The organism is Brevibacillus sp. FSL K6-2834 (genome assembly GCF_038592925.1).
In the GTDB taxonomy this organism is placed as follows: domain Bacteria; phylum Bacillota; class Bacilli; order Brevibacillales; family Brevibacillaceae; genus Brevibacillus; species Brevibacillus borstelensis.
In genome coordinates this window covers 2,603,060-2,627,736 of record NZ_CP151945.1, presented here as the reverse complement: position 1 = coordinate 2,627,736, position 24,677 = coordinate 2,603,060, and the positions used below count along the sequence as shown (strand labels likewise).

General features: G+C 54.5%; 23 protein-coding genes. 1 reads left to right on the top strand and 22 read right to left on the bottom strand.

Features of this window, described 5'->3' with window-relative positions; all coding sequences use genetic code 11:
* Window positions 1–19: 19 nt before the first annotated feature.
* The 17 genes from NST96_RS13015 to NST96_RS12935 form a co-directional block, all read right to left on the bottom strand.
* Window positions 20–979, bottom strand: a complete 960-nt coding sequence (locus tag NST96_RS13015) for a P1 family peptidase (protein ID WP_024985044.1) — start codon at window positions 977–979, stop codon at window positions 20–22.
* Complete coding sequence (locus tag NST96_RS13010; RefSeq protein ID WP_342406495.1) at window positions 979–1,533, bottom strand: ECF transporter S component; 555 nt, start codon at window positions 1,531–1,533, stop codon at window positions 979–981. Before NST96_RS13010 ends, NST96_RS13015 begins: the two co-directional genes overlap by 1 nt.
* Window positions 1,534–1,658: 125 nt before the next feature.
* The gene (locus NST96_RS13005; RefSeq protein WP_003386968.1) at window positions 1,659–2,495 is read right to left on the bottom strand and encodes an energy-coupling factor transporter transmembrane component T; all 837 of its coding nucleotides are present in this window, start codon (window positions 2,493–2,495) and stop codon (window positions 1,659–1,661) included.
* Between the two features lie 15 nt (window positions 2,496–2,510).
* On the bottom strand, window positions 2,511–3,371 hold the full coding sequence (locus NST96_RS13000; protein WP_342406494.1) for an energy-coupling factor transporter ATPase: 861 nt from the start codon (window positions 3,369–3,371) through the stop codon (window positions 2,511–2,513).
* The gene (locus tag NST96_RS12995; protein ID WP_003386970.1) at window positions 3,368–4,237 is read right to left on the bottom strand and encodes an energy-coupling factor transporter ATPase; all 870 of its coding nucleotides are present in this window, start codon (window positions 4,235–4,237) and stop codon (window positions 3,368–3,370) included. The genes NST96_RS13000 and NST96_RS12995 overlap by 4 nt, the downstream gene beginning before the upstream one ends.
* A 20-nt stretch (window positions 4,238–4,257) precedes the next feature.
* Window positions 4,258–5,016, bottom strand: coding sequence for an SDR family oxidoreductase (locus NST96_RS12990; RefSeq protein ID WP_031933287.1), 759 nt, complete (start codon window positions 5,014–5,016; stop codon window positions 4,258–4,260).
* Window positions 5,017–5,029: 13 nt separating this feature from the next.
* Window positions 5,030–6,475 carry an aldehyde dehydrogenase family protein gene (locus NST96_RS12985; RefSeq protein ID WP_031933286.1) on the bottom strand — a complete coding sequence of 482 codons (1,446 nt, stop codon included), beginning with the start codon at window positions 6,473–6,475 and terminating at the stop codon, window positions 5,030–5,032.
* Between the two features lie 3 nt (window positions 6,476–6,478).
* Window positions 6,479–7,555: a tartrate dehydrogenase gene (locus NST96_RS12980; protein ID WP_342406493.1), complete on the bottom strand. Its 1,077-nt coding sequence runs from the start codon at window positions 7,553–7,555 to the stop codon at window positions 6,479–6,481.
* A gap of 208 nt (window positions 7,556–7,763) precedes the next feature.
* Window positions 7,764–9,074, bottom strand: coding sequence for a sigma-54-dependent Fis family transcriptional regulator (locus tag NST96_RS12975; protein ID WP_024985040.1), 1,311 nt, complete (start codon window positions 9,072–9,074; stop codon window positions 7,764–7,766).
* A complete protein-coding gene (locus NST96_RS12970) occupies window positions 9,071–9,316 on the bottom strand; it encodes a hypothetical protein (protein ID WP_003386977.1) in 246 nt (81 codons plus the stop codon). Before NST96_RS12970 ends, NST96_RS12975 begins: the two co-directional genes overlap by 4 nt.
* 96 nt (window positions 9,317–9,412) lie before the next feature.
* Window positions 9,413–10,084, bottom strand: coding sequence for a hypothetical protein (locus tag NST96_RS12965; protein WP_024985039.1), 672 nt, complete (start codon window positions 10,082–10,084; stop codon window positions 9,413–9,415).
* Between the two features lie 24 nt (window positions 10,085–10,108).
* A complete protein-coding gene (locus tag NST96_RS12960; protein ID WP_039071322.1) occupies window positions 10,109–10,798 on the bottom strand; it encodes a GNAT family N-acetyltransferase in 690 nt (229 codons plus the stop codon).
* A 10-nt stretch (window positions 10,799–10,808) separates the two neighbouring features.
* Window positions 10,809–11,666 carry a carbon-nitrogen hydrolase family protein gene (locus NST96_RS12955; protein WP_122958569.1) on the bottom strand — a complete coding sequence of 286 codons (858 nt, stop codon included), beginning with the start codon at window positions 11,664–11,666 and terminating at the stop codon, window positions 10,809–10,811.
* A 252-nt stretch (window positions 11,667–11,918) separates the two neighbouring features.
* On the bottom strand, window positions 11,919–13,178 hold the full coding sequence (locus NST96_RS12950; protein ID WP_122958568.1) for a M20 family metallo-hydrolase: 1,260 nt from the start codon (window positions 13,176–13,178) through the stop codon (window positions 11,919–11,921).
* A gap of 76 nt (window positions 13,179–13,254) precedes the next feature.
* Window positions 13,255–14,871: an amidohydrolase gene (locus NST96_RS12945; protein ID WP_342406492.1), complete on the bottom strand. Its 1,617-nt coding sequence runs from the start codon at window positions 14,869–14,871 to the stop codon at window positions 13,255–13,257.
* Window positions 14,872–14,893: 22 nt separating this feature from the next.
* Window positions 14,894–16,390: a sodium:solute symporter gene (locus NST96_RS12940; RefSeq protein ID WP_003386983.1), complete on the bottom strand. Its 1,497-nt coding sequence runs from the start codon at window positions 16,388–16,390 to the stop codon at window positions 14,894–14,896.
* A complete protein-coding gene (locus NST96_RS12935) occupies window positions 16,387–16,587 on the bottom strand; it encodes a DUF3311 domain-containing protein (protein ID WP_003386984.1) in 201 nt (66 codons plus the stop codon). The genes NST96_RS12940 and NST96_RS12935 overlap by 4 nt, the downstream gene beginning before the upstream one ends.
* A gap of 158 nt (window positions 16,588–16,745) precedes the next feature.
* Here NST96_RS12935 and NST96_RS12930 point away from each other — a divergent pair, with 158 nt between their 5' ends.
* Entirely contained in the window at window positions 16,746–18,383 is a 1,638-nt protein-coding gene (locus NST96_RS12930; protein ID WP_341072916.1) for a PucR family transcriptional regulator ligand-binding domain-containing protein, read from the top strand.
* A gap of 140 nt (window positions 18,384–18,523) precedes the next feature.
* On the opposite strand, the gene NST96_RS12925 is transcribed toward NST96_RS12930, so the two are convergent.
* The 5 genes from NST96_RS12925 to NST96_RS12905 all read right to left on the bottom strand — a co-directional run bounded on the left by NST96_RS12925 (window position 18,524) and on the right by NST96_RS12905 (window position 24,579).
* Window positions 18,524–20,137, bottom strand: a complete 1,614-nt coding sequence (locus NST96_RS12925; protein WP_003386987.1) for an ATP-binding cassette domain-containing protein — start codon at window positions 20,135–20,137, stop codon at window positions 18,524–18,526.
* Between the two features lie 509 nt (window positions 20,138–20,646).
* Window positions 20,647–21,723 (bottom strand): sulfate ABC transporter ATP-binding protein, encoded by a 1,077-nt coding sequence (locus NST96_RS12920; protein WP_227278027.1) that lies wholly within the window; start codon window positions 21,721–21,723, stop codon window positions 20,647–20,649.
* Complete coding sequence (gene cysW, locus NST96_RS12915) at window positions 21,720–22,583, bottom strand: sulfate ABC transporter permease subunit CysW (protein WP_031933284.1); 864 nt, start codon at window positions 22,581–22,583, stop codon at window positions 21,720–21,722. The genes NST96_RS12920 and cysW overlap by 4 nt, the downstream gene beginning before the upstream one ends.
* A 12-nt stretch (window positions 22,584–22,595) precedes the next feature.
* Window positions 22,596–23,432 (bottom strand): sulfate ABC transporter permease subunit CysT, encoded by an 837-nt coding sequence (gene cysT, locus NST96_RS12910; protein WP_003386991.1) that lies wholly within the window; start codon window positions 23,430–23,432, stop codon window positions 22,596–22,598.
* Between the two features lie 88 nt (window positions 23,433–23,520).
* On the bottom strand, window positions 23,521–24,579 hold the full coding sequence (locus NST96_RS12905) for a sulfate ABC transporter substrate-binding protein (protein ID WP_003386992.1): 1,059 nt from the start codon (window positions 24,577–24,579) through the stop codon (window positions 23,521–23,523).
* Window positions 24,580–24,677 lie beyond the last annotated feature (98 nt).

Here is a 24,677-nt window from a genome sequence, read left to right as displayed (position 1 = left end):
ATTACGCCCCTTTCCGATGTTAGCTTTTGATCGAATCGCATGAAGGCAGTCCGCCTGCAGGCTTTGCCGCTCTGACAGCACGAATGACTGCCTCAGCCAGTATCTCGGCCGAAAGAGCTCCGATCACATCTGCAGATGCTTCTATTTGACCGGTCCCCATCGCGAACAGCGTATCCCCGTCGTACATGGTGTGGATGGGACAAATGGTGCGGGCCAGCCCGTCATGTGCCATTTGCGCGATTTTGTTTGCTTCCGCTTTCGTAAGGATGGCATTGCTGGCGACGACCCCGATCGTCGTATTCGTGCCCGGGGGTATGAGGGAAAAAGCTTGTTTCTGCATGACATCGAGGCTGCTCAGAATCGTTCCGTCCTCATCCCGAGGTCCGGCCAGAATACGTCCTGTATCCGGCTCTTGGACATGGCCAACTGCATTTACAGCGACTATCGCACCGATCAAAAGTCCCCCTGGATATTTGCGAGAAGCAGAGCCGATTCCGCTTTTCATCGCATGGGCAAAGCCATTCAGCTTGCCGACAGTGGCCCCTGTTCCAGCACCGACGTTTCCTTCCGGGACAAGCTGCCGGCTCGCCCGAGAAGCAGCCAAATATCCCATCTCCCGTGTTGGCCTGATCCGCGGGTTTCCGACAGAGAGATCAAACAAGACGGCCGCAGGGACAATCGGCACAAGCCCAAAGCCTGTGTCCAGTCCCACTCCCTTCTCCTCCAGGTACTGCATCACACCGCTTGCCGCATCCAGACCGTAGGCGCTTCCTCCTGACAGACAAATCGCATGCACGCTGTTTACGAGGTTAATCGGGTCAAGCAAATCGGTTTCGCGGGTGCCCGGAGCTGAGCCCCGGACATCCACCCCGCAAACGGCAGGACGTTCTGCCAAAATAACCGTGCAGCCTGTCAATGCTTCGGTATCTTCCGCGTGCCCGACGAGAATGCCGGGGACATCTGTAATCGTTCCGTTCATCAATCTCCAGAAATTTTTGACTTCTGCTTGCCCGAGGAGCCAATCTTTTTCCATGCAACTACGACGGCCAATGTCACGATAACGGAAACAATGGCCTCTGGAATCCCGCTGGTCACGGCGACAGTCGCTGCCACCCCCGCCGGCATGTAGCCGCGGATGACCGCCATGACCAGGACGAGGATCGTATTGGTCATGGAACCGACAAAGCCGGCGACGCCAATCGCTGCATACTGGTTGAATTGCCGCAAGCCCACGTAGGTGAAGTACGCGACCACGCCGATGAACAGGCGAGGCAGTATCGCTACCAGCGGATCTTTGAACAGAGGGACAGTTGCGTTTAAAAATGAAGAGACACCAAAAATAAGGCCAATGATGAGACCAACGCCCCAGCCCTCCATGATTCCGCCGATAATCGCCGGAATGTGCAGGATCGTCGCATTCCCGGCTGCCGTGGGCACAGGGATAAAGCCGAGACGGGTGACTCCGAGCAGAATTGCGATGGCTCCGAGCACACCAGCGATGACAATCTTTCGCACCGTCAACCCTTTTTCCATGCTTTCTCCTCCTTCGTTCGCTTTTTTATTGGATTCCCCGGTAGGGAGGACTCCCGTCGCAGCAGACCGAAACCCGATCCCCCGCGCACTTTACCCGCAGAAGACGGGCCAGCCCGATTTGTTCCTCACCACGGAATGATGAGCATGACAATAGCGAGAATCATACAGATCCCGACCGCCGCAAAGTCCTTTGGTGTCGCTCGGTAATGGGCATAGCGAGTACGAGCGGCACCAGGCGTATAGCAACGCGCTTCCATAGCGAGAATCAGGTCTTCTGCCCGGGAAAGAGCAACGTTAAAGAGCGGGATGATAATCGGAAACATATCTTTTGTCCGTTTCACGATCCTCCACCACTCGCCTGTGCCAAAATCGGCTCCTCTGGAGGCTTGCGCTTTCATCATCTTTTCCATTTCCATCGCAAAGGTAGGGACGAAGCGGATCGCGATGGTGATGATCAAAGCGAACGCATGCACGGGGAATTTCACCTTCTCCAGCGGCCCCAAAAGCCGCTCCATCCCATGGGTCAGCTCAGTCGTCGAGGTGCTCAGTGTAAGCACGCTGGACAGAAAAATGACTTCCACAAAGCGCATCGCGGAAACGACGACCAGCCGGATGACCTCGCTGGATATGGTGACAAAGCCGTATTGGAAGTAAATGGTCCCGCCACGGGCTATTTCACCGTAAAACAGCAGCTGCATGATCGCCAGAATAATGATGAATGGCACCGCTGGCTTGACCCCGGAGATCCCGTAGTGAAGCGGAATATGGGAAAGCCGAAACATGACCAGGCAAACCGCAAGCGCAAACAGGTTGCCGAGATACGTATTGCACACCGCGATCGCCAAGATCATGATGACAAACGCTGTCACTTTGTATCTGGGATCGAGACGATGGATGACTGAACCCGTGGGAAGGTACTGGCCGATCGTTATATTGCGCGTCAGTTCGAATTCTGCTGACATCCTGCTCCCCTCCTCTCATCGCCCGATCAGATGGGCGATCTGGTCTGCTGCCTCGTCCACCGAGTATGCTCCCGGGTCGACCTGATAGCCTTCTGCACGAAGCCGATACAAAATATCGACACTCTCGGGTGTCCCGATATGATGCGTGTGGAGAAGCTCCTGATTGCTGAAAATAGACCGCGGGGTGCCTTCGCAGACCGCTCGCCCATTTGCCATCACATAGACACGATCCGCCAGATGGGCCACTTCCTCCATATTGTGGGAAACAAAAATAACCGTAAGGCGCTCCTCTGTGTTCAGCCGTTTGATCCTCTCCAGCAGCTCATTTCGGGAACGCGGGTCCAAGCCTGCAGTCGGTTCATCCAGCACGAGTATTTTGGGCTGGAGAGACAGTACGCCAGCCAAAGCGACCTTTCTCTTCTGACCGCCGCTGAGGGCAAAGGTCGGGCGGTCTTTCATCTCTTCAAAAGAGAGGCCTACCAGCTCCATCGCCCACTCGACGCGCCGCCGGACCTCTTCGATCGGCAGCCCCATTTTAAACGGACCGTAGGCAACATCGTCGCCGACCAGCTTTTCGAAAATTTGGTCTTCCGGATTTTGAAAGACGAGTCCGACTTGCCTGCGCAGAGCTTTTACGTCCAGTTTTGGATCGGAGACGTTCATGCCGTTTATGATCACCGACCCTGACTGAGGACGCATCAAAGCGTTGAAGTGCTGAATCAATGTCGATTTGCCGGACCCGGTATGCCCGATGATCGCGATGCATTCCCCTCGATCAATCTGAATGCTGACGTCATCCAGAGCCCGGTGTTCCATCGGCGTTCCCTGCATGTACACATGTGACAGATGTTCGGTAACCAGGATGGGCTGTTTCAAGATCCGCTCGCCTCCGCCGTTCTGATGTGCAACCGCTTTACTTCCTCGACGATCTCATGGTTGTGGATGAGCGAAGAGGAAAAAGCGGGATGCTGCCTATGGACCAGATGGGCGATTCTGCTGGCATCCGGGACGTCCAGATGAAGCTCCTGCAGCCGCTCCTGATGGGCGAATACCTCACGGGGAGTGCCTTCCATCACGATCTGCCCGCCCTCCATGACGAGCACTCGATCCGCTTCCGCTACCTCTGACATATGGTGAGTAACCGTTACGATCGTCATTCCTTGCCTGTGCAGCTTGCGGACAACCCCCAGAATTTCCTGTCTTCCGTAGCTGTCGAGCATGCTCGTCGCCTCATCCATGACGAGGCACTGCGGCTTCATCGCCAATATGCCGGCAATGGCCACCCGCTGCTTCTGGCCCCCTGACAAATGATGGGGAGGGCGGTGTCGAAACGCACTCATCCCAACCGCTTCCAGAGCAAAATCAACCCGTTCCTTCATCTCAGTCGGAGCGACGCCGATATTTTCCAGGCCGAACGCCACATCATCCTCCACAATCGTCGCGACGATCTGGTTGTCAGGGTGCTGAAAAACCATTCCGACCCGGCTGCGAATCTCGTGAATGCGTGCTTTTTCCCGCGTATTGATCCCGTGTACCCAGACATCTCCCTCACTCGGTGTCAAAATGCCGTTCAAATGCTTGGAAATCGTGGATTTGCCCGACCCGTTATGGCCGATGATCGCCAAATACTCCCCCGAATACACCTCAAAAGAGACGCCATGCAATACAGGGATGGCCTGTTCCTGATTCATTTGATAGGAAAACGAGACGTTCTGTACACGAATGATTGCTTCCTTCGACACGCCGTCCCCTCCTTTACCCGTTAGATTCCGCGTCCTCCATCGATGTTGACGATCTCGCCGGTAACGATTTTGGCCAGATCACTGCATAAATAGAGAGCCGCCTGTGCAATGTCGTCCGGTTGAATCAATGCGCCCAGAGGAACGCTGCTCAAAAAGATATCCTTCGTATCCTTCTCGATCTGTTCCGCATCGCCGTGCATAAATTTGCTCAGCATGGGAGTCTCGGCAGGCCCCGGGTTGATCCCGTTCACGCGAATCCGATAAGGCGCAAGCTCGATCGCCAATGCTTTCGTCAGCATGATCGCCGCCCCTTTGGAAGCACAGTACGCATTCAGTCCCGGACGAGCGCGTACCCCCGCAATCGAGCAAATATTCAGAATAGAACCGCTCCCCTGCTGCTTCATTCTAGGCACAGCGTACTTTGACGTGAGATAGATCGATTTTACGTTTACATCCATTGTCCGCTGCCACTGTTCCTCCGATACTTCCTCAATCGGCGTGAACGCCATCGGAACGCCAGCGCAGTTGACGACAATATCGAGAGAACCGAATTGTTCCACCGTTCGGTTAACGGCGGACTCAACTGAACCGGCATCGGCTGCGTTTGTCTGAAGAGCCAGAGCCAGAGGACCGCATTCACCGGCTGTAGCCCCGGCAGATTCTCCGTTCAAGTCGACGACCGCTACCTGTGCTCCCTCTTTTGCAAAAAGCCGGCATATCGCCTTTCCCATCCCCGATCCGCCGCCGGTGACAAATGCCGTTTTTCCTTTCAGCAACATCTGCTCCCCTCCTTTACGGCTTCAGATTCATGACGACCATCTTCAGATCGGTCATCTCTTCGATGGCGTAATGGGGCCCTTCCTTGCCAAGACCGCTGTTTTTGATTCCCCCGTAGGGCATTACATCGTTGCGGTACGTGGAAACATCATTGATAATGACGCCGCCGTACTCCAGCACCTTGGCCGCCCGCATCGCCAAATTGAGATCATTCGTGAAAATGCCCGCCTGCAAGCCGTACGAAGAATCGTTGGCTGCAGCAAACGCTTCCTCGATCGTCTGGTAGGGAATGATTGTGACCACGGGTGCGAACACCTCCAGACAGTTTACTTTCATCTCTGGCCTCGTTCTCGTCAGGACAGTCGGATAAACGAGCGAGCCTTCCCGAACTCCGCCGTGCAAAAGCTCTGCGCCCTGCTCGACAGCTTCCTTTACCCAGCTCTCGGCCCGAATCGCTTCCGCCTCGCTGATCATCGGGCCGACGTCTGTTTCGGCGTCCTCTGGATCGCCGACGCGCAGGGCCCGCACCTCTTCCAGGAATTTTTGCGTAAACGCTTCGCGGATCGCTTCTGCTACAAATATGCGCTGCACCGCGATACATGCCTGCCCCGCATTGTGAAAACTGCGCTGAGCGATCTGTCTTGCCGCCAGCTCAAGATCGGCATCTTCGTGGACGATGTTGGGCGAATTGTTTCCCAGCTCCAGAGAGACTGGGCGCAATCCGCTGCGCTGCTTGATATACGTGCCGACCTCAGCCGAGCCGGTAAAGGTGTACATGGCGATCCGGGGATCGTCGAGCATCCAGTCGCCTACCTGGCTGCCTGAGCCTGTTACGATATTGACGTGTCCCTTTGGCAGGCCCGCTTGCTCCAGAATTTCCACCAGCAAAAAGGCAGAGATCGGGGTTGAAGTGGCCGGCTTCAGGACAACGGTATTGCCCCCTGCTAGTGCGGGTGCTACCTTGTGTGTACTGAGCAGCAGCGGATAGTTGAAGGGAGTAATGGCGCCGATCACGCCTTTGGGTACGCGAATGGCGAAGCCCAGCCGATTTTCTGAACCCGGTGTGGCAGCCAGCGGGACCATCTCGCCGGAAAGCCGTTTGACTTCTTCAGACGACAGACGGAGCGTGTTGATGACCCGATCCAGCTCCCCACGGGCGTCCTTTCTCGTTTTTCCGACCTCCCAGACGAGGGAAAGCTCCAGCTCTTCCCTTCTCTTCTCGGCGATCTGACTTGCCGCGAGCAATATATCGCTGCGTTCGGAAGGTGTCAGCGTACTGGTACGGAACGTCTGCAGCGCGTGGGTGACGGCATCCTCCACGTGCTGCTTGCCCGCTTTCGCAATCGTGGCGATCACCTTGCCGGTGTACTTATGGGTGACGGGAATGCTCTCCTCTGTCTCGATCCACTCGCCGTTGATATACAAACGATAATGCTGCACTTGAGCTGTCGTCCCTTCCATCTGTCATCCTCCCCTTCTGTACAATTGTTCACGGATCGCGTCGCCAAGCTCTCTCGTGGTGGCCTTCCCCCCAATGTCCGGGGTTCGGACCTCTCCGGCGATCAGGACATCCTCGATGCTGTCCAGCACCAGTTTGCCCAGCTCCCGCTCTCCCAGGTGATCAAGCATCATGCTGATGCTCCACAGCGTCGCGATCGGATTGGCGATGCCTTTTCCGGCGATGTCAGGCGCAGACCCGTGAATCGGTTCAAACATGGACGGATACTGCTTTTCCGGATTGATATTGCCGGAAGGTGCCAGCCCCAATCCGCCGACTACCGCTGCCCCCAGGTCTGTCAGTATATCGCCGAACAGATTGCTGGCGACTACGACATCAAAGGATTCAGGCCTGCTGACAAAAAACGCAGACAGGGCATCAATATGCGTTAGCTGGGTTTCGATATCCGGATAGTCGCTGCTGATCTCTTTGACGATCTCATCCCAAAACGGCATGGAGTGATTGATTCCATTTGATTTGGTGGCCGCCGTGAGCCTCGTCTTTCCGGACGCTTTGGCAAGCTCAAACGAAAAGCGGACGATCCTCTCGATCCCGTAGCGGGTAAAGACGTTGTTTTGCACTGCCAGTTCATACGCTGTACCGACATGGAGACGTCCTCCCATGTTCGAATATTCGCCTTCCGTATTTTCCCTGACTACGACAAAATCCAGATCGTCGTGCTGCTTGTAGCGCAGCGGGCTTTCCAAACCGCGCAGCAGCTTGATCGGGCGAAGATTGACGTACTGTTGAAAGCTCCGGCGTATCGGCAGGATCAGCTCCCAGACAGAAATATGGTCGGGTACGCCCGGTGCCCCGATCGCTCCCAGCAGGATCACGTCAAACGGCCGCAATCTCTGCAAGCCATCCTCAGGCATCATCCGGCCGTGCTCCCGATAGTACTGGCAATTCCACGGAAAAGATTCCGTTTGAAACGAGATGCCGCCATGAATGTCAGCGATGGATTGCAGCAGCGACAATCCTACCTCCATTACTTCAGGTCCAATTCCGTCTCCTGGAATGACCGCAGCCGAGTAATGTTTCATGAAAGCGACTCCTTTGCAATGAAGTTTTGTTACACGAACTTCTTGCAAGGCTCATGCCAAATCAGTATGTTTCAAATATTCCGTCAATTATTGGCCGGATATCGGCCGTAATGTTTCATCGCTGTTTCATACCATCGATTTTTGTTGCAAGCTTGTTGCAAGTGCAACAGCCAAATTCCATAAACTGGTTTCCCTCATTCCCCATCCACTAAGGCAGCATCACCCCGTATTTTTTTAGCTTCCGCCAAAGCGTTGTCCGATCCATCCCCAGTATTTTCGCCGCCTCCGCCCGATTTCCTTTTGTCTCTTGCAAAACGCGGCGGATCAAATCTGCTTCGTCAATGGCTGGCTGAATATCCTGCACCTTCCTGCCGCGCTGCACTTTCTTCGCAAAAAAAGCAGCATCGGATAAATCCAGGCGGCCTCCCTTGCAGAGCAGCACCATTCTCTCCACTACATTGCGCAACTCCCGGACGTTTCCAGGCCAATCGTGTTTGGCAAACAGCTCAAACACCTGCTCGCTCACTTCTACGATGCATCTGTCATCTCTCTCTTCGATCTCGCGGATCATCGACCAGACAAGGGCGGGAATGTCATCGGGCCTCTGGCGCAGGGGCGGGAGCTCCAAGGTCAGGACATTGAGCCGGTAGTACAGGTCAGAGCGAAATTCCATCCTGCCGATCAGCTCCTCCAGGTCGCGGTTTGTCGCTGCAATGATCCGGACATCTACGGGAAAAATTCGCTCTCCCCCAATCCGGCGCACTTTTTTCTCCTGCAGTACGCGCAATAGCAGCGCCTGGATAGGCAGGGACATCTCGCCGATTTCGTCCAAAAAGAGCGTTCCTCCGTGAGCCAGCTCAAACAGTCCCGGCTTGCCGCCTTTGCGGGCCCCTGTAAAGGCCCCATCCTCATAGCCGAAGAGCTCGCTCTCCAGGAGGTTCCCCGGCAGCGCCGCACAGTTGACAGCGACGAACGGCCCCGTTGCCCGCTGGCTGCAGAGATGCATTCCTTGTGCAAACAGCTCCTTCCCGGTTCCGGTCTCACCGAGTATCAGAACGGTCGCATCGGTCATTCCGAAGGTCTCCGCCAGCTCCCTCGCTTCTCGGATCGCGCTGGACTGGCCGACGATGTCTTCGAGTCGGTATTTTGCTTCCAGACCGCTTTCCATGCTCTGCTTGCGGATGCGGAGCTCCATTTTCTGAATATCGGTGATTTCTTTAAACGTACTGACAGCCCCGACAATGTCACCGTCTATGGAAATGGGCAAACGGTTGATGATGATTTGGCGGTTCAACACGGTTGCGATATCGCCGATCTCCCGCTTTCCTGTAGCCAGAATGCGGAGCATGTCGGAATGGGGAATGTACCGCGTGATCTTTTCCCCGACGATATGCGGCGGCAGGCCGAGAATTTCCAGGGCGTTCTTGTTCACCCAGATGACCGTCGAGTTTTGGTCTACCGCGATAATTCCGTCATGAGAAGCGTCCAGAATCGCCTGTATGAGCGTGTGATCCTTCATTTTTCGATGCCTCCTTCCTGCGCCCGATCCAGCATCAGGTCTACTTCCGCAGGAGGCTTCCCGGCAGCTTTTTTGCGCTTCCGTTTCTTTTTGCGCAAAGTCAGGATCGCGGTCAGCATGAGAACGAGCGTGGCGAGCTGTACAGGCTGTGTCAGCGAAGCGTCCAGCCACCCGCTCATATCGAGCAATTGGAAAAGGACCGCCAGATAAAGTATAATCGATGCCCAATTTTGCTTTTTCACCGTTTTTCCCCTTCTATCCGCTAGAATCCCGCATGTTTATGGAAAAAGACTCCCGGGAAGCATGATCGCTTTCCAGGAGTCGATGCAGCGCGTTGGCTAAATCGGACGAAGCGCCAGGGTTTCGCGTCCGGCCAGGTCTTCCACCATATCATGCCACGCTTTCGGTTTTTGCGGCAGCACAGCGTAGTACCTCGTCAAAAAGGTCTTCACGAGAGACGCTTCCAGCTCCTGCTGGTCCTCATTTGTCGGCATGAAGCACAAGTCCAGGCCTGCAACGGCTTCGCCATCGTTTTGCCAGGACGGGTGAACATAAGGGAAATCAATCCGCTTGTAGCCCAGGTGGGAGAGCACCTCCCGGCGTACGAACGGGTCCATCGGCTTGATCCCGCCAAACGCATGCTCTTGTACCCGATACGGGTCGTAAATTTCGGCAAACATGCCGTACAGCTCTTTTCCGTTTTCCTTAGCCAGATTCATCAAATCCTTCTGGCGCTCGCGGGCGAGGAAACGGCCAATTCCCAAACCTTCACGGCCGATGATCGTGAAGTCGGTCATTGCTACGTTCAGGTCCGTATAGTAACGGTATTCGGTGGCGCCAACCACTTCTCCGTTCACTACAGCGACAAACACACGGATGCCCGGGTCCTCAAGCGGCTCCTTCCACAGGTCAAAGTCCAGCACTTCCTCTGGCGGAAATACTTCCTGCATGAGCCGGTGCATGCTTGCAAATAGCGGGTCCGAAATGTTTTGAATGCGAACATACTGCATGTGTGCTTCCTCCCAATTTCTCTCCTATTTTATGAACGGGTCCGCTGGCCGAGAACGAAATGGATTTTTCCATTCCATCAACGCGGCATAGTTATGCGATTCCTCGTCTTCCAAATAATTGGCCACTACTTTTACAGGCGTACGGCCGCAGCGCATCAAAAAGCTGATCACAGGGTCCTTCAGCTCGCCCTTCACTACTTTTTCCAGGTACGCTTCCGCCGACATCCCAGACGCATGCCGCCCATATCCGGGCATGCGGCCACCCCCGAGCAGCCGCTCCAATCCTCTGTGTACGACCAATTCATACATCGCCTGCATCATGCTCATCCCAAGCCGCCATTTGCGGTAAGCCGGGCGTATGCAAATATCCACGACATACAGCGTATTTCCGTCAGGATCGTGATTGCGGATGTACCCGGAGTCGGTTACTTCCTCCCAGGTGTGGTCCGGATGCTCCGGATCGTAGGAAACGAGCAGACTCGTCATCGAGCCTGCCAGTACGCCCTCCACCTCGATGCAGATCGCACCTTCCGGAAACAGTGTGACATGATTGGTCAGCTGCTCTTCGTTCCACCACAGCTCGGAGGGAAACGGCGGAGGAAAGCTCTCCTGCTGGATGCGGATCAGCTCCGCATAATCCTCTCGTGTGTAGTTGCGAATCACGGCTTTGGCCGGCTTGTCCTCGTGAAACACAAAAAGTTCTTTCCGATACACGGCTGCACCTCTATTTCCAATCGGGATACAAATCGATCCTGCGATCGCGCCAGGTCGTGACGGAGCCTTTTTCCCTTACGTCATACAACAGCTGCAGGTCCAAATCCGCTGTCACCAGCATATCGTTGTTGAGCTCGCCCTCGACAAGGACGCCCTGCGGCGGGAATGGAATGTCGTTTGGCGTGAGCACTGCCGCCTGCCCAAAATTCGCCCGCATGAAGTCGACTGTCGGCAGCGATCCCACGGTTCCCGTCACAACCACGTACACCTGGTTCTCGATGGTTCGGGCATGGCTGGTGTAACGGACGCGGTGAAACGCGTGGCGATCGTCCGTGCAGGATGGACAGAATATCACGTCGGCGCCACGGGCTTTCGCCATCCGCACCAGTTCGGGAAACTCGATGTCATAGCAGATGATCATCGCCACTTTGCCCTTGTCTGTCTCAAAAATGTGCAGGTCGTCGCCGGCGCCCATATTCCAGCCTTTGATCTCCCAAGGCGTGATGTGAATCTTTTTTTGCTGACCGACGCGGCCATCAGGGTAAAACAGGAACGCCGTATTGTACAGACGCCCGTTTTCCTGGATAATGTGCGTGCCCCCGACGATATGCATCTGATGACGCTGTGCCAGCGTGGTAAACAAATGTATGTACGCCTCCGTAAACGACGGGAGGTCATTGATCGTCAGCGCGTTTCCTTGCCCGTCTCCGATGGACATCAACTGGGTCGTGAACAGCTCGGGAAACAGCAAAAACTCGGTTTCATACTCCTCAGCCGTCTTTACGTAATGCTCAACCTGATTGGCAAACTCCTCAAAGCTATGAATGGTATGCAGATGATACTGCACGGCAGAAACGCGCATCTTCATGGGAAACCTCCTTGCAGCACGCAGCTAAGTACGTAGATATACGGTAAATGATAGCAAAAAAAGCGGGTAAAGTCTCTCTTATTTGCAGCTAAAATGCAAGACGATGCCTTCGCTGACACCTTGGCTCGCAACTCTCTCTTCCGTATCGGTTCTTTTGTACCAGATTTTAAGGTTCACACAAGTAAACCAGGCTCCTTTTCTGGCAGCAGAAACGGCCTTCTCTTTTGTCAGAAGGCCGTTTGAGCCGAATCGTTATTTGTTTGCCGCCATTCGAACAACGGTCCGGTACAGCAGCTCGGTGCCAAGCGCAATATCTTCATACGTCGAAAACTCCTGCGGATTGTGGCTGATACCGTCTTTGCAGCGGACGAAAATCATGCCGTAATCACAGACGTACGAAAGCGCCAGGGCATCGTGGAAGGGGCCGCTCATCAGCTCGGGAGGATTGAATCCCAGAGCGCCGCTCTCTTCCCGCATGATCGCTTTGATCCAGTCGGCGCAGTACCGGGGTTCGCTGTTGGTATCCTCCGTAATCGTATAACGAAGTCCACCTTCTTGTGCGGCCTGCTCGATCGCGGCCCGCAATTCCCGCTCCCGCTGATTGCGTCTCAAAAGGTCGATATCCCTGAGATCGATGGAAAAGCGAACGCGCTCCGGGATGATATTGCGCGAGTCGGGAAATACCTCCAGATGGCCGACGGTCCCCACTGTTGGAGCCTCCGGGTCGGATTTGGCAATTTCATGCAAGGCCGTGATGACTTTGGCCGCCCCTACCAATGCATCCTTTCTCATCCGCATCGGTACAGAACCGGCGTGACCGGCAAAGCCTTCAAACTCGACCGTCCACCAAAGCGGACCGGAGATGCCGCTGACGATGCCTACAGGCTCCTCAATCTGATCGAGGATCGGTCCTTGTTCAATATGAAGCTCCAAAAAAGCGCCGATGCTGCCTTCGGGATAGACAGACTCCTGCAGGCGCTCGGGGTCACAGCCGAATTCCTGCAGCGCTTGGCTCCGGGACACGCCGTTTTTGTCCGTACGCGCAAGCTCGCCTTCCTCCAGCTTGCCGAGTATCCCCCGCGACCCGAACAAGCCCTTTTGAAAACGACAGCCCTCCTCATCGCAGAAGGCGACGACCTCAATCGTCTGCTCTGGCCGCAGTCCCTGTTCCTTGAGTGTCTGAACAGCCTCCAGCCCGCCCAATACGCCGATCGTCCCGTCGAATCGCCCTCCATACGGCTGCGAATCGATATGGGAGCCGATCATCAGCACGGGAACAGCCGGGTTTTGTCCCTCAAGCCGACCGATCAGGTTGCCGAACTGGTCGATTCGGGCGGAAAGTCCTGCTTCCTCCATCCAGCTTTTGACCAATTCCACTCCCGCCCGGTCCTCCGGGGAAAGGGCCAGACGGCATACTCCTGTTTCCCCGATCTTGCCGATCCGGGCCAATGCCTCAATCCTTTGCTTCAAGCGCTCCTGATTGATCTGGAGCTGCCTGGTCTCCACGTTCATTTTCCGCGACCTCCTTTTGATTCTCGCAAAAGAACGGTTTGCCGTTTTTCACGAAAGGAATGGACGAAAGAGGTGCTTACTTCGCCATGGCTTCCTGACTGGCATACACGACCTCTCCGTCAATCATCGTTAGGCTAACTTGCAAATCCTTGATGGCTTCCTTCGGCACATCCAGCATTCTCCCGTTGACGACGACCAGATCGGCCAGCTTTCCCGCTTCGATGCTCCCTTTCAGCCCTTCTTCAAAGCTGGCGTACGCACCGTGAATGGTAAACATTTTGATGGCGTCCATGACGCTGACTGCTTGCTGCTCTCCTACCGTTGCCCCGTTTCTGCTCTTGCGATTGACAGCGGCATGGATGCCGACGAGAGGAGAATAGCCTGTTACCGGACAATCGGATGCACCCGCGGCGATGATGCCATTCCGGAAGAAGTCACCGACCGGATACATGTATGCCGAGCGTTCTCCGAGATTCTTCAGATAGCTCTCCCCGTACTCGTACAAAAAGGCCGGATTCGGTGTCGGAATGACACCCAGCTTTGCCATCCGCTGCACCAGATCAGGGGCGGATACGCCAGCATGCTCGATCCGATGGCGATGGTTCTGGCGAGGATGCTTTTCGAGCGCTTCTTCAAAGCAGGCGAGCAGCAGCTCAATGGCCCGGTCTCCCTGAGCGTGGGCTGTAATCTGGAATCCCTTCTCATGCGCTTCTCCCAAAATCCTATTCAATTCGTCCCGGGAATAGTAGAGGATTCCGCTGTCCCCCGGCCTGCTCGCAAACGGCTCGCGCATCGCCATTGTCGGTGCGATGCTGGCACCGTCGACGAACACTTTTGCCGGTCCGATTCGGAAGCGCTCGTCCCCAAGACCGGTGACAATCCCGGCATCGATGACTTTGCGGACAAAGGCGTCCGATTGATTTAGCGCGCAAATCATCGCATAGATGCGCACCTTGACATCGCCGGCCTGTACGGCCTTTTGCATGGCCCGCAAATTGTCCGGCCCGTACCCGCCTGCATCGTGCACGCTCGTGATTCCCGCGGCGACAAAGTCTTCGGAGGCGAGTCGAAGCCCTTCCCGGTACTCCTCCTCCGAAAAGGCAGCAGCCTCAAACATTTGCATATGCGCCGTCTCCACAAGCAGCCCTGTTAGTACTCCTTGTTCATCACGGTCCAATCTGCCCCCCTGCGGATCGGGCGTATGCTCGTCAAACCCTGCCCTGCCTAGCGCTTCCGTATTGACGATGGAGTGATGGGCACAGGTCCGCATGACAAAGACCGGATGCTTTTCCGAAACGCTGTCCAGCTCCTGGCGAGTCGGGAACCGCTTTTCGCGCATACGGTTCTCGTCAAAACCGCAGGCCCGCACCCACTTTCCTTCCGGTGTGCGGGATGCTTGCTCCCGCAAGGCTTCCAGCAGGTCTTCGATCGAGTCGATTCCTCTTGCCTTGCAGTCGACGCCCAGCTTGTTGGTCCCGTAAATGGTGATGTGCAGATGGGAATCAATAAAACCGGGCAGCAAGCTTTTGCCTTCCAAATCGATTACCCGTGTCAGCGGGCCTATGTATTTGCTGACTTCTTCATTCGTGCCCACTGCCGAAATACGGTTGCCGCTGACAGCAACCGCCTCCACAATGCGTTCGTACCGATCTACCGTGATCACTTGTCCGTTGAGAAATACTGTATCTGCCATAAAAAAGTCTCCTCCTTTTAGCTTATACCGGCTGGTGTGTTTCGTCTCCGGCGATGGCATCTTTCTCTCTCGCCTGAACGATACGCTGCGTAATGACATGCACCGCGAACATGACAACCAGGTTGATAAAAAGAGCGATTACTCCGACGTTCAGGTCTTTGACAACAGAGGGCAGCGAGGGAAACAGCGTCCCGACACTGACCTGGGCGATAGTCACATAAGCGACGGTCAACACCCCGCTCGCGATTCCGGCGAAAGCGCCGTATTTGTTGACGAGCGGACGTGCAGGCACGCAGAACAGCAGAGCGGGAAATAGCTGTGTAACGAGGCTGTACCCCATCAGCAGCAGGGTGACGAGCGTATCTCCTCCGCTGAGCGTAAAGTACAGGCTGATCAGCGATAAAACCGGCACCAGGCTTTTGGCAAGCCAGGGAAGCTGCTTGTCGCCCACACTTGGCAGCAGAACCTTGATCACGTTTTTCGAAAGAAGGGTCGCCGCCGTCATCAGCAGCATCGAGCCCGGAACGAGCGCTGTCAGCAAACCGGCAGCGCCGATCAGTCCGACGATCCACGGGTCAAAGGTCTGGATCGACAGCCGGAGAAGCGACAAATCGCCGTCTGCTCCTTTCAGGCCTGGCACCTGCAGGATTGCGGTAAAGCCGACGAAAAAGACGAACAGCAGCATCAGCGTATAGAGCGGAAGCATGACGGTGTTTTTTCGGAATACACGGGCGCTTTTCGCCGAAAAAATGGAACCGAACGTATGCGGCCACATGTAAAAGCCCAGCACCGTCAACAGGACAGTCGAGATAAACCAGGAAATGCTCATTCCTTCTTTGGGAAAGGTCAGGAAACCGGGATTGGCAGCGTGAACGGCTTCGAACATCGGCCTGATGCCTCCATAGTAATGATACGGCAGGTACAGACCGAGAAAGACCACGACAAAGAAGATCATGATGTCCTTGATGGCCGCAGTCCAGGCCGAGCCGTGTATGCCCGAGATCATGACGTAGGCGGTCACGGCGAGCACGCCGATCCATACAGCCGCAGAGGGAGAGATGGAGCCGTATGATGCTTCCGAGACGATGATTCCCAGCCCTTTAAACTGGAGGACCAGATAAGGAATGATCGCGAGTACGCCGACAGTCGCAACGAGGATGCCGAGAACCGGGCTTTTGTATTTGCTTACAAAAAAATCGGACTGGGAAACAAGCTTGTGTTCCTTGGCGTACCGCCAGATGGGAGGAAGCAGCCAATAGGAGAGGACGTATGCGAGCGAGATGTAGGCAAGCACATAGTAGGCCGGAGCTCCCTTGGAATAGGCCCATCCGCTGCCCCCGAGGAAGGTGAAGGTCGTATAGATTTCGCCTGCCACCAGCAAAAAGATGAAGATCGTGCCAAAGCCGCGTCCGCCTACGGTCCACTGCTCCATGTTCATGTCTTTTCCCTTTTGGGCGCGAATGCCGAAATAAAGAGCGGCAAGCAGGGATGCGAAGATGATTAACAGCGCATGGTTCATCCTTCTTCCTCCTCTCTGTTGACCGGGTCCAGCTTGTTGACAAGGGCCATGATGCCCGAGGTCAAAACGACCCACATCACGATCCAGAAAAGAACGAAAGGCATCCCCAAAACATAAGGCTCGACGCGGTTCACAAACGGGATTCCGCCGAGCATCCCAACGAACGGTACGAACCCCAACCAATCCTTCGCTTTCACTCACCCTACCCCCAATCAAATGGATGTTGGTTGCTTGCCGATCGGCCGATCGAACATGTATGGTATTATTATCGAAAGATTCAATCTTTTCCTTTGTCCACGTTTCCAGAAAGCGGATGGTTTTTTTGTTCCATTTACTAAACATGTGGAGGGATCGCATGATAACCGTACGTGAACTCATCTCTGTCGTCGGCTGGGGACCCAATGCCGTGCTGGCAGGCGAATCCTTTTTGGACAAAGAGCTTATCGCCGTTACGTCGTTTGATTCCCCCGACGGATACAAGTGGCTTCACAAAGGCGAATTTGTCCTGACAACCGGCTATCCGTTTGTCACAGACAGGCAGACGCGCGAAGCAAGGCTGCTGCGGCTAATTGACGAGCTGGCCGAGATCGGCACCCCCGGCTTTGCCATCAAGCTGGGCCGATACATCGACGAGCTCCCCGCCCGCGTCATAGAGCGGGCCAACGAAAGGCAGATGCCGATCCTCTCCTTTCCGATGGACAAGGCCTGGTCGGACATCATTATCCCTGTCGCGCACTACATAAACGCCAAGCAGCGGGAGGAGCTGGATCGGACCCATGCCATCTACGAGGTGTTTCACCGCCATCTCACCAGAAACGGCAGTGTCGAAAATTTGGCCGAGCTGCTCCACGATATCCTGCAAACGCCTGTCAGTATTTACGCCAGAACCCCCAAATGGAATTGGCATGTGCCTGCCCCTATCGAACATTCGCCCGGACTGGAAGAATTGCTGACATCGACCCGAAACGCCCGGATGCACTCGCAACTGTCCCGTTATCGCGACCAGCATCTCATTCGCTGGCTTGTACATAACAATCGCCGGGAGGGAGCTGTTGTCCTGTGGAACGTCACACGCGAGCTGTTTCCCTGGGAAAACGTTGCGCTGGAACAGACAGCTGCCCTGCTTTCGCTGGAAATCGAGCGTCACTACACCGTCGTATCGACGTACCAGCGTTTTCGCAATGATTTTCTCCAGCTTCTTGTATCCGGAAAAGAGCAATCGACTGACCTGCTCATACGCAAGGCGGAGGAGCTCGATTGGGAGCTGGCGGACCGCTATGTAGCTTCTGTCATGCAGGCTACAGCCGGTTCCGCCAGCGACATGAAGGCCTGGAGTGAGCATGAAGCTGTGCTTGAGACAATTCGGAACCACTGGGAAACCCATCGGCCCCCGATCTTGTGCGGGCTGGATCGCGAGCATCGGATATTGCTGCTCTTTCCGGTGCAGGCTGATACGGTGGTTCAGCCTTCCGAAGAGCTGCTCGCCAGCCTGGAGATGTTGATACAGAAAAACAGGCAGCGCTCCATGTCCATCGGTATTGGCCGTTCCTATCCCGGCTTGGGTGGCATTGCCCAGAGCTACCATGAAGCGGTGATCAGCTGTCGGGCTGCGAGAGAAGGTGCCCCGCCCAATTCCGTCGCGGGTGCAAAATCTGCCCTGACGATCCGCCAATTTTCGTCACTCGGCATCGAGCGTATTTTGTTTGCCGAGTCCCCCGATCAAGAAGCCCGCCAGTTGGCTGATGAGTGCCTGTCCGCGCTGGCCGAATACGACCGGGAGCGCAAGGGCCAGCTGATCGACACCCTCCGTATGTTTTTGGCCTGCGATGGCAATCACGCCGAAGCTGCCAAGAAATTGTACGTCCATAAAAACACAGTCAAATACAGGCTGCAGATCATCCGGGATTTGACTGGACTTCACCCCGAGAAAGGTCATGATCAACTGTTATTTCGTATCGCTTTGACCGCTTACAAAGACAGCCCGGTGGTGTAAAGATGCCGTCCGTTTCGCGTTCTGGAATAACTGACAGGTTCACACGATGAAATGACAAGGCTCTGCAATGAAACCTTCCGGAAAATCAAAAAACCTCTGGCCTAACTCAGACCAGAGGTTTTTGCATTTGCTCAATCGTCTTACGCGTAGTGTTGCTCGCGAAGCCGCTGGATTTCTTCGCTTTCCAGGTATTCATCGTACGTAATCATCTTGTCGATGATGCCTTTTGGCGTAAATTCGATAATCCGGTTTGCAATCGTCTGTACGAATTGATGGTCATGGGAAACGAACAGAAGTGTTCCGTCGTATTCGATCAAGCCATTGTTCAAAGCCGTAATCGACTCCAGATCCAAGTGGTTGGTCGGCTCATCCATGATCAACACGTTGGCCTGGGCCAGCATCATTTTCGCCAGCATGCAGCGGACTTTTTCTCCACCGGACAGGACGTTCGCTTTCTTCAGCGACTCGTCGCCGGAGAAGAGCATCCGGCCCAAATAGCTGCGGATAAACGTTTCATCCTGCTCTTTGGAGTACTGGCGCAGCCAATCGACCAAGGACAGGTCCGTATTGAAATACTCCGAGTTGTCTTTCGGGAAGTACGCCTGGGAGGTCGTCACTCCCCACTCAAACGTACCGCTGTCTGCTTCGACCTCTCCCATCAGGATGCGGAACAAGGTCGTTTTGGCCAGCTCATTCGGTCCGACGAACGCGACTTTGTCCCCTTTGTTGATGGTCAAATTCAGATTTTCAAACAGCTTCTCGCCTTCGAGCGTTTTGCTGAGGCCTTCGATCATCAGGAGATTCTTGCCCGCCTCCCGCTCCGGCTTGAAATTGATGTACGGATAACGGCGGCTGGACGGCTTGATGTCTTCCAAAGAAATTTTCTCCAGCAGCTTTTTCCGCGAGGTCGCCTGCTTCGACTTGGACGCATTGGCGCTGAAGCGTGCAATAAACTCTTGCAGCTCCTTGATTTTCTCTTCTTTTTTCTTGTTCTGTTCGCGGGCCATTTTCAGCGCCAGCTGGCTGGATTCGTACCAGAAGTCGTAGTTGCCGACGTACAGCTGGATTTTGCCAAAGTCGATATCCGCGATGTGCGTACAAACCTTGTTCAGGAAGTGGCGGTCATGGGATACGACGATGACGGTGTTCTCGTAATCGGCCAGAAAGTTTTCCAGCCAGCGGATCGATTCGATGTCCAGGTGGTTCGTCGGCTCGTCCAGGAGCAGGACGTGCGGATTGCCAAACAGGGCTTGTGCGAGCAAAACCCGTACTTTCTCGTTGCCCTGCAGGTCCTTCATCTGCTTGTCGTGCAGTTCTGCAGGAATTCCGAGACCTGTCAGCAACTCAGCCGCATCCGCTTCGGCCATCCACCCGTTCAGCTCTTCAAACTCGCCTTCCAACTGGGATGCGCGCATGCCGTCCGCTTCAGAAAAATCCTCTTTCATGTACAGCGCGTTCTTTTCTTCCATGATTTCGTACAGACGGCGGTGACCCATAATCACTGTTTTGAGTACTTCAAATTCATCGAATTCAAAGTGGTTTTGCTTCAAAACGGCGATCCGCTCTCCCGGCGTGATCGAAACATGTCCGCTGGTAGGCTCGATTTCACCGGAGAGGATTTTTAAAAAGGTTGATTTGCCGGCACCGTTGGCACCGATCAAACCATAACAGTTGCCGGGCGTAAACTTGATGGTTACATCTTCAAACAATGCGCGTTTTCCGTAGCGCAATGTAACATTCTGAGTACTTATCATCACAATACCTGCCTTTTTTCACTCATTCAAACACTAATCATATCAGAAAAGAAGACTTTTCGCAAAATATCGCAAGTTGAGAAGGGACCGCCTCTCCCCGTTTGTTTTACAGCTTTTCAAGACAATCCGGAAAAGGAGGTTTCCGTTGATAGAGATGGCCTTTCTCGGGAAAGCTATGCATGGACCCACAACGGTTTTTCGAAAGGAGGACCTAAGTCATGTCAAAGAAAAACGGCGTAAAAAATGAAATGGGAAACAAGGAAAATCCTTCTCAGACACGAGCTTCGAATACGATCAGCAAAGAAGAGACTCGTTCCAAGCAGCGCGGAGAGTAGCAATCTCTGCTGCCTGGCCTAGCAACGCTCTGCAAGCAGAACAGGAAAAGCCGGTCTATCAAAAAAAGACCGGCTGACTTTTGTTCGGGTGTCATTTTTTCTAATCGTCGGTACCGTTCGTTTGTTGCCCATTTCTTCATGGCTTGTGTCATTGTCTGTCCCTTCATTTCATGTCTACGCATGGATCAGATGTCCGCCCACGTAAAAGGCAACATGCTTCAGGTGTACATACAGCAAATCGCCGGACTGGAGGGAAAGTTCTGCAAAGCGGCGCCGGCTCATTTCGGCTTCGAAGATTTCCCCCGTATCCATCCGTCTTAGCTCAAGGCGGACTACAGAGCCCAGATTGTAAACGTAGATCAGCTCCGCCGACACGGACTGCGGATTTTGCGGCGACCGACTAACATCCACATCGTGCGGCCTTACGTAGCCGACCGCCGGCACATTGTCATCCTCTGATGCCCAATCCACAGGAAATTCCGCCTCTCCCAGCTTCACCTTGCCGTCTGCAATCCGCCCGCGAAAGAAGTTGACGCGCCCGAGGAAGCTGTACACAAACGGATTTGAGGGATTATTGTAGACCTCCTGGGGCGAACCGGTCTGCTCGACTCTCCCCTCGTTCATCACCACGACCCGGTCCGCGAGCTCCAACGCCTCTTCCTGATCGTGCGTGACAAAGACAATCGTCAGTCCCAGCTTTTCGTGCAGCCGTCTCAGCCAACGTCTGAGCTCCTGTCGCACTTTTGCATCGAGGGCACCGAACGGCTCATCCAGCAGCAAAAATTTTGGCTCCACGGCCAGCGCTCTCGCCAGCGCCACTCGTTGTCTCTGCCCCCCGGACAATTGCGAAGGGTACCGATGCGCAAGCCCTTCCAACTGCACCAGACGCAGCAATGAGTGAACCCGTTCTTTGATCTCCGCCTTGGTCGGCCTCTGCTTGCGCGGCCGGACAGTCAGTCCAAAGGCGATATTGTCAAAAATATCCATATGCCGAAACAGGGCGTAGTGCTGAAAGACAAATCCCACTCCCCGTTCCCGCACGTCACGATGTGTATGGTCCTCTCCGTTGAAAAACACCTGGCCTGAATCGGCTGGCTCCAGCCCCGCGATCAATCGCAGTAGCGTTGTTTTGCCGGAACCAGAAGGCCCCAAGAGAGCGACCAGCTGTCCTGTCGGAATCTCCAGCTGAACGTCGCGCAGTGCAGTAAAGCTTCCATATGACTTGCTGATGCCGCAAATTTCAATACTCATGCGCTGGCCTCCCTTATGATTTCCGGCAACGCCTCGTTTTCTCGCTGCTGTCCTTCCGTTTTCCACTCGATCAGGCTTTTCAAGACGAGCGTGACCAACGCCAGGACAGCGAGCAAGGTAGCGGCAGCAAACGCGGCGACAAACTGATATTCGTTGTACAAAATCTCCACGTGGAGCGGCAGTGTATTGGTCATGCCCCTGATGTGCCCCGAGACGACGGATACCGCTCCAAATTCCCCCATCGCCCGGGCATTGCACAAAATGACTCCGTATAACAGCCCCCACTTGATATTGGGCAGGGTGATCCGCCAAAAGGTCTGCCAACCGCTTGCTCCAAGCGAGATCGCCGCTTCCTCCTCATCCTTCCCTTGCGCTTCCATCACCGGTATCAACTCTCTCGCCACAAAGGGAAAGGTCACAAAGGTTGTCGCCAAAACAATTCCCGGAACAGCGAAAATAATCTTGATATCATGCGCTGCAAGCCAAGGGCCGAGAACTCCTTGCGTGCCGAACAGCAGAACAAATATCAGGCCGGAAATGACTGGAGACACGGCAAAAGGCAGATCGATCAGCGTCAAAAGCAGGTTTTTGCCTCGAAAGGAAAACTTCGCAATGGCCCAAGCCGCGGCCACGCCGAAAACAACATTGGCAGGGACACTGATCGCCGCAGTCAGCAGCGTAAGCTTGACGGCAGAAAGGGTATCCGGCTCTTTTACAGCCTGGAGAAACAAGCCGATTCCCTCGCTGAAAGCTTCGGAAAAGACGGCAATCAGCGGAACGACCAGAAACAATCCCATGAAGATCAAGGCTACTGCAATCAAGAGCCAGCGAACATACCCGGGTTCGCTCGTATCAGTCAATCCATATCCCTCCTATCGTGCAGCATCCAATTTGTTCGTCTTCCACTGAAAAAAGTTGATCACCAGCAGCATGAAAAAGGACGCGACGAGCATGACCGAAGCGATCGCCGTCGCTCCTGTATAGTCGAATTGCTCCAGCTTTGTCATGATCAAAAGCGGAACGATTTCGGTCTGGAACGGCATGTTGCCCGAGATGAAGACGACGGAGCCGTATTCGCCCAAGGCGCGGGCAAAGGCCAGGGCAAAGCCGGTCAGGATCGCCGGGAGCAAATGAGGAAGAATCACGCGCAGGAACGTTTGCAGCCGGGATGCTCCCAAGGTGGCAGCGGCTTCCTCTACCTGGCGGTCCCAATCCTGAAGAACAGGCTGTACCGTCCGGACGACAAAGGGGAGTCCGATAAAGGTCAAAGCGACAAATATCCCGACAGGCGTATACGCGATTTTCATCCCCCACGCCGCAAACAACTGACCGATCCAGCCGTTCTCCGAATATATCGAGGCAAGGGCGATACCGGCTACTGCTGTCGGCAGGGCAAACGGCAGATCGACGATACCGTCAATGAACCGTTTTCCCGGGAAGTGGTACCGTACCAGCACCCATGCGACCAGCACCCCAAATACTGCATTCATGCAAGCTGCAAAAAAGGCGGTCAAAAAGCTGACCTGAAAGGAAGCGAGGACGCGCTGGTCCGTCACCGTCAGCCAAAACTGCTCCCAGGTCATGCTGGCTGTCTGGAGAAAAAGGATCGAAAGAGGGATCAAGACAAGCAGGCTCAGGTAGACCAGCGTGTACCCAATGGTAAGCCCAAAGCCCGGTAAGATTCCTTTTGATTTCATACGTTTTCCCATGGTTGACTCTCCCGCAGGTTGACAGTTTGTTTTCTTTGCAAAGCAGCCCCCTTGCAGCAACGGAAGTGAAGGATCAATAGCTGTTCCGTCACTCTTTTTGGGCCTGATAAATCTGATCAAAAACGCCTCCGTCTGCGAAATGAACCTGCTGCGCTTTGGCCCAGCCTCCGAATACTTCCTGGATGGTAAACAGCTCAATTTCGGGGAACGGCGGCTGGTGGGCCGCTTTCACTTCGGCTAAGCGGGGCCTGTAGTAATGCTTGGCGGCAATTTCCTGTGCTTCTTTTGTATACAGAAACTGAAGGTATTCCGTCGCCAGCTCACGAGTTTGACGCTTGTCGACGTTCTTGTCGACTATGGCGACAGGAGGTTCGGCCAGTATGCTGAGCGAAGGATTGACGATGTCAAACTTGTCTTTCCCCAGTTCATTGATGGCCAGATAGGCTTCGTTTTCCCAGGCGATGAGGACATCTCCGATACCCCGCTCGACAAAAGTGGTGGTCGAGCCGCGTGCGCCGGAATCCAGGACGGGAACGTTTTTGAACAGGCGGTTCACGAAGTCCTTGGCCTTCCCTTCATCCCCATTGTTTTTCTTCAAGGCATAGCCCCATGCTGCCAGGTAGTTCCAACGGGCCCCGCCTGAGGTCTTGGGATTGGGTGTGATGACGGACACGTCCTGCTTGACCAGATCATCCCAATCCTTGATCTGCTTGGGATTCCCTTTTCGCACAAGAAACACGATCGTGGAGGTGTATGGAGAGCTGTTATCCGGCAGCCTGCTCTGCCACTCCTTGGGCATGTATCCCCGCTCAGCGATGGCATCGATATCATAGGCCAGCGCGAGAGTGACCACATCCGCTTCCAATCCGTCGATAACAGACCTCGACTGCTTGCCGGAGCCGCCATGCGACTGTTTGATGGTGACGGTTTGCCCTGTCTTTGTCTTCCAGTACTCGGCGAATCGCTGGTTGACCTCCTGATACAGCTCACGCGTCGGATCATAGGACACATTGAGCAGCTCCACCTGTGTCTGTTGTTTGCTGTCTGTTGCCGAATTCGAGGCTGTGCATCCAATCAGACCAAGACACAAAACAATGGCTACTGCATACACAGAAACGGGTCGCAAAAACCAATAACGTCCACTCATCTGACTTTCTCCTTTTCTAATTCTCAGTAAATGCATCGGAATATAATTCATTGTATTGTGGCTACTGCCTACTTTGTGTCAACTTGTTTTGGTCCAAT

Excerpts from the sequence above, each read along its gene's own strand:
- NST96_RS12940 (WP_003386983.1), bottom strand. The coding sequence starts at position 16,390 with ATGAACCATGCGCTGTTAATCATCTTCGCATCCCTGCTTGCCGCTCTT.
- NST96_RS12990 (WP_031933287.1), bottom strand. The coding sequence starts at position 5,016 with ATGTTGCTGAAAGGAAAAACGGCATTTGTCACCGGCGGCGGATCGGGG.
- NST96_RS12965 (WP_024985039.1), bottom strand. The coding sequence starts at position 10,084 with ATGCAGTATGTTCGCATTCAAAACATTTCGGACCCGCTATTTGCAAGC.
- NST96_RS12950 (WP_122958568.1), bottom strand. The coding sequence starts at position 13,178 with ATGAACGTGGAGACCAGGCAGCTCCAGATCAATCAGGAGCGCTTGAAG.
- NST96_RS13015 (WP_024985044.1), bottom strand. The coding sequence starts at position 979 with ATGAACGGAACGATTACAGATGTCCCCGGCATTCTCGTCGGGCACGCG.
- NST96_RS13005 (WP_003386968.1), bottom strand. The coding sequence starts at position 2,495 with ATGTCAGCAGAATTCGAACTGACGCGCAATATAACGATCGGCCAGTAC.
- NST96_RS12930 (WP_341072916.1), top strand. The coding sequence starts at position 16,746 with ATGATAACCGTACGTGAACTCATCTCTGTCGTCGGCTGGGGACCCAAT.
- NST96_RS12955 (WP_122958569.1), bottom strand. The coding sequence starts at position 11,666 with ATGAAGATGCGCGTTTCTGCCGTGCAGTATCATCTGCATACCATTCAT.
- NST96_RS12925 (WP_003386987.1), bottom strand. The coding sequence starts at position 20,137 with ATGATAAGTACTCAGAATGTTACATTGCGCTACGGAAAACGCGCATTG.
- NST96_RS12980 (WP_342406493.1), bottom strand. The coding sequence starts at position 7,555 with ATGAAACATTACTCGGCTGCGGTCATTCCAGGAGACGGAATTGGACCT.
- NST96_RS12920 (WP_227278027.1), bottom strand. The coding sequence starts at position 21,723 with ATGAGTATTGAAATTTGCGGCATCAGCAAGTCATATGGAAGCTTTACT.
- NST96_RS12985 (WP_031933286.1), bottom strand. The coding sequence starts at position 6,475 with ATGGAAGGGACGACAGCTCAAGTGCAGCATTATCGTTTGTATATCAAC.
- cysT (WP_003386991.1), bottom strand. The coding sequence starts at position 23,432 with ATGGGAAAACGTATGAAATCAAAAGGAATCTTACCGGGCTTTGGGCTT.
- NST96_RS12905 (WP_003386992.1), bottom strand. The coding sequence starts at position 24,579 with ATGAGTGGACGTTATTGGTTTTTGCGACCCGTTTCTGTGTATGCAGTA.
- NST96_RS13010 (WP_342406495.1), bottom strand. The coding sequence starts at position 1,533 with ATGGAAAAAGGGTTGACGGTGCGAAAGATTGTCATCGCTGGTGTGCTC.
- NST96_RS12975 (WP_024985040.1), bottom strand. The coding sequence starts at position 9,074 with ATGAAGGATCACACGCTCATACAGGCGATTCTGGACGCTTCTCATGAC.
- NST96_RS12945 (WP_342406492.1), bottom strand. The coding sequence starts at position 14,871 with ATGGCAGATACAGTATTTCTCAACGGACAAGTGATCACGGTAGATCGG.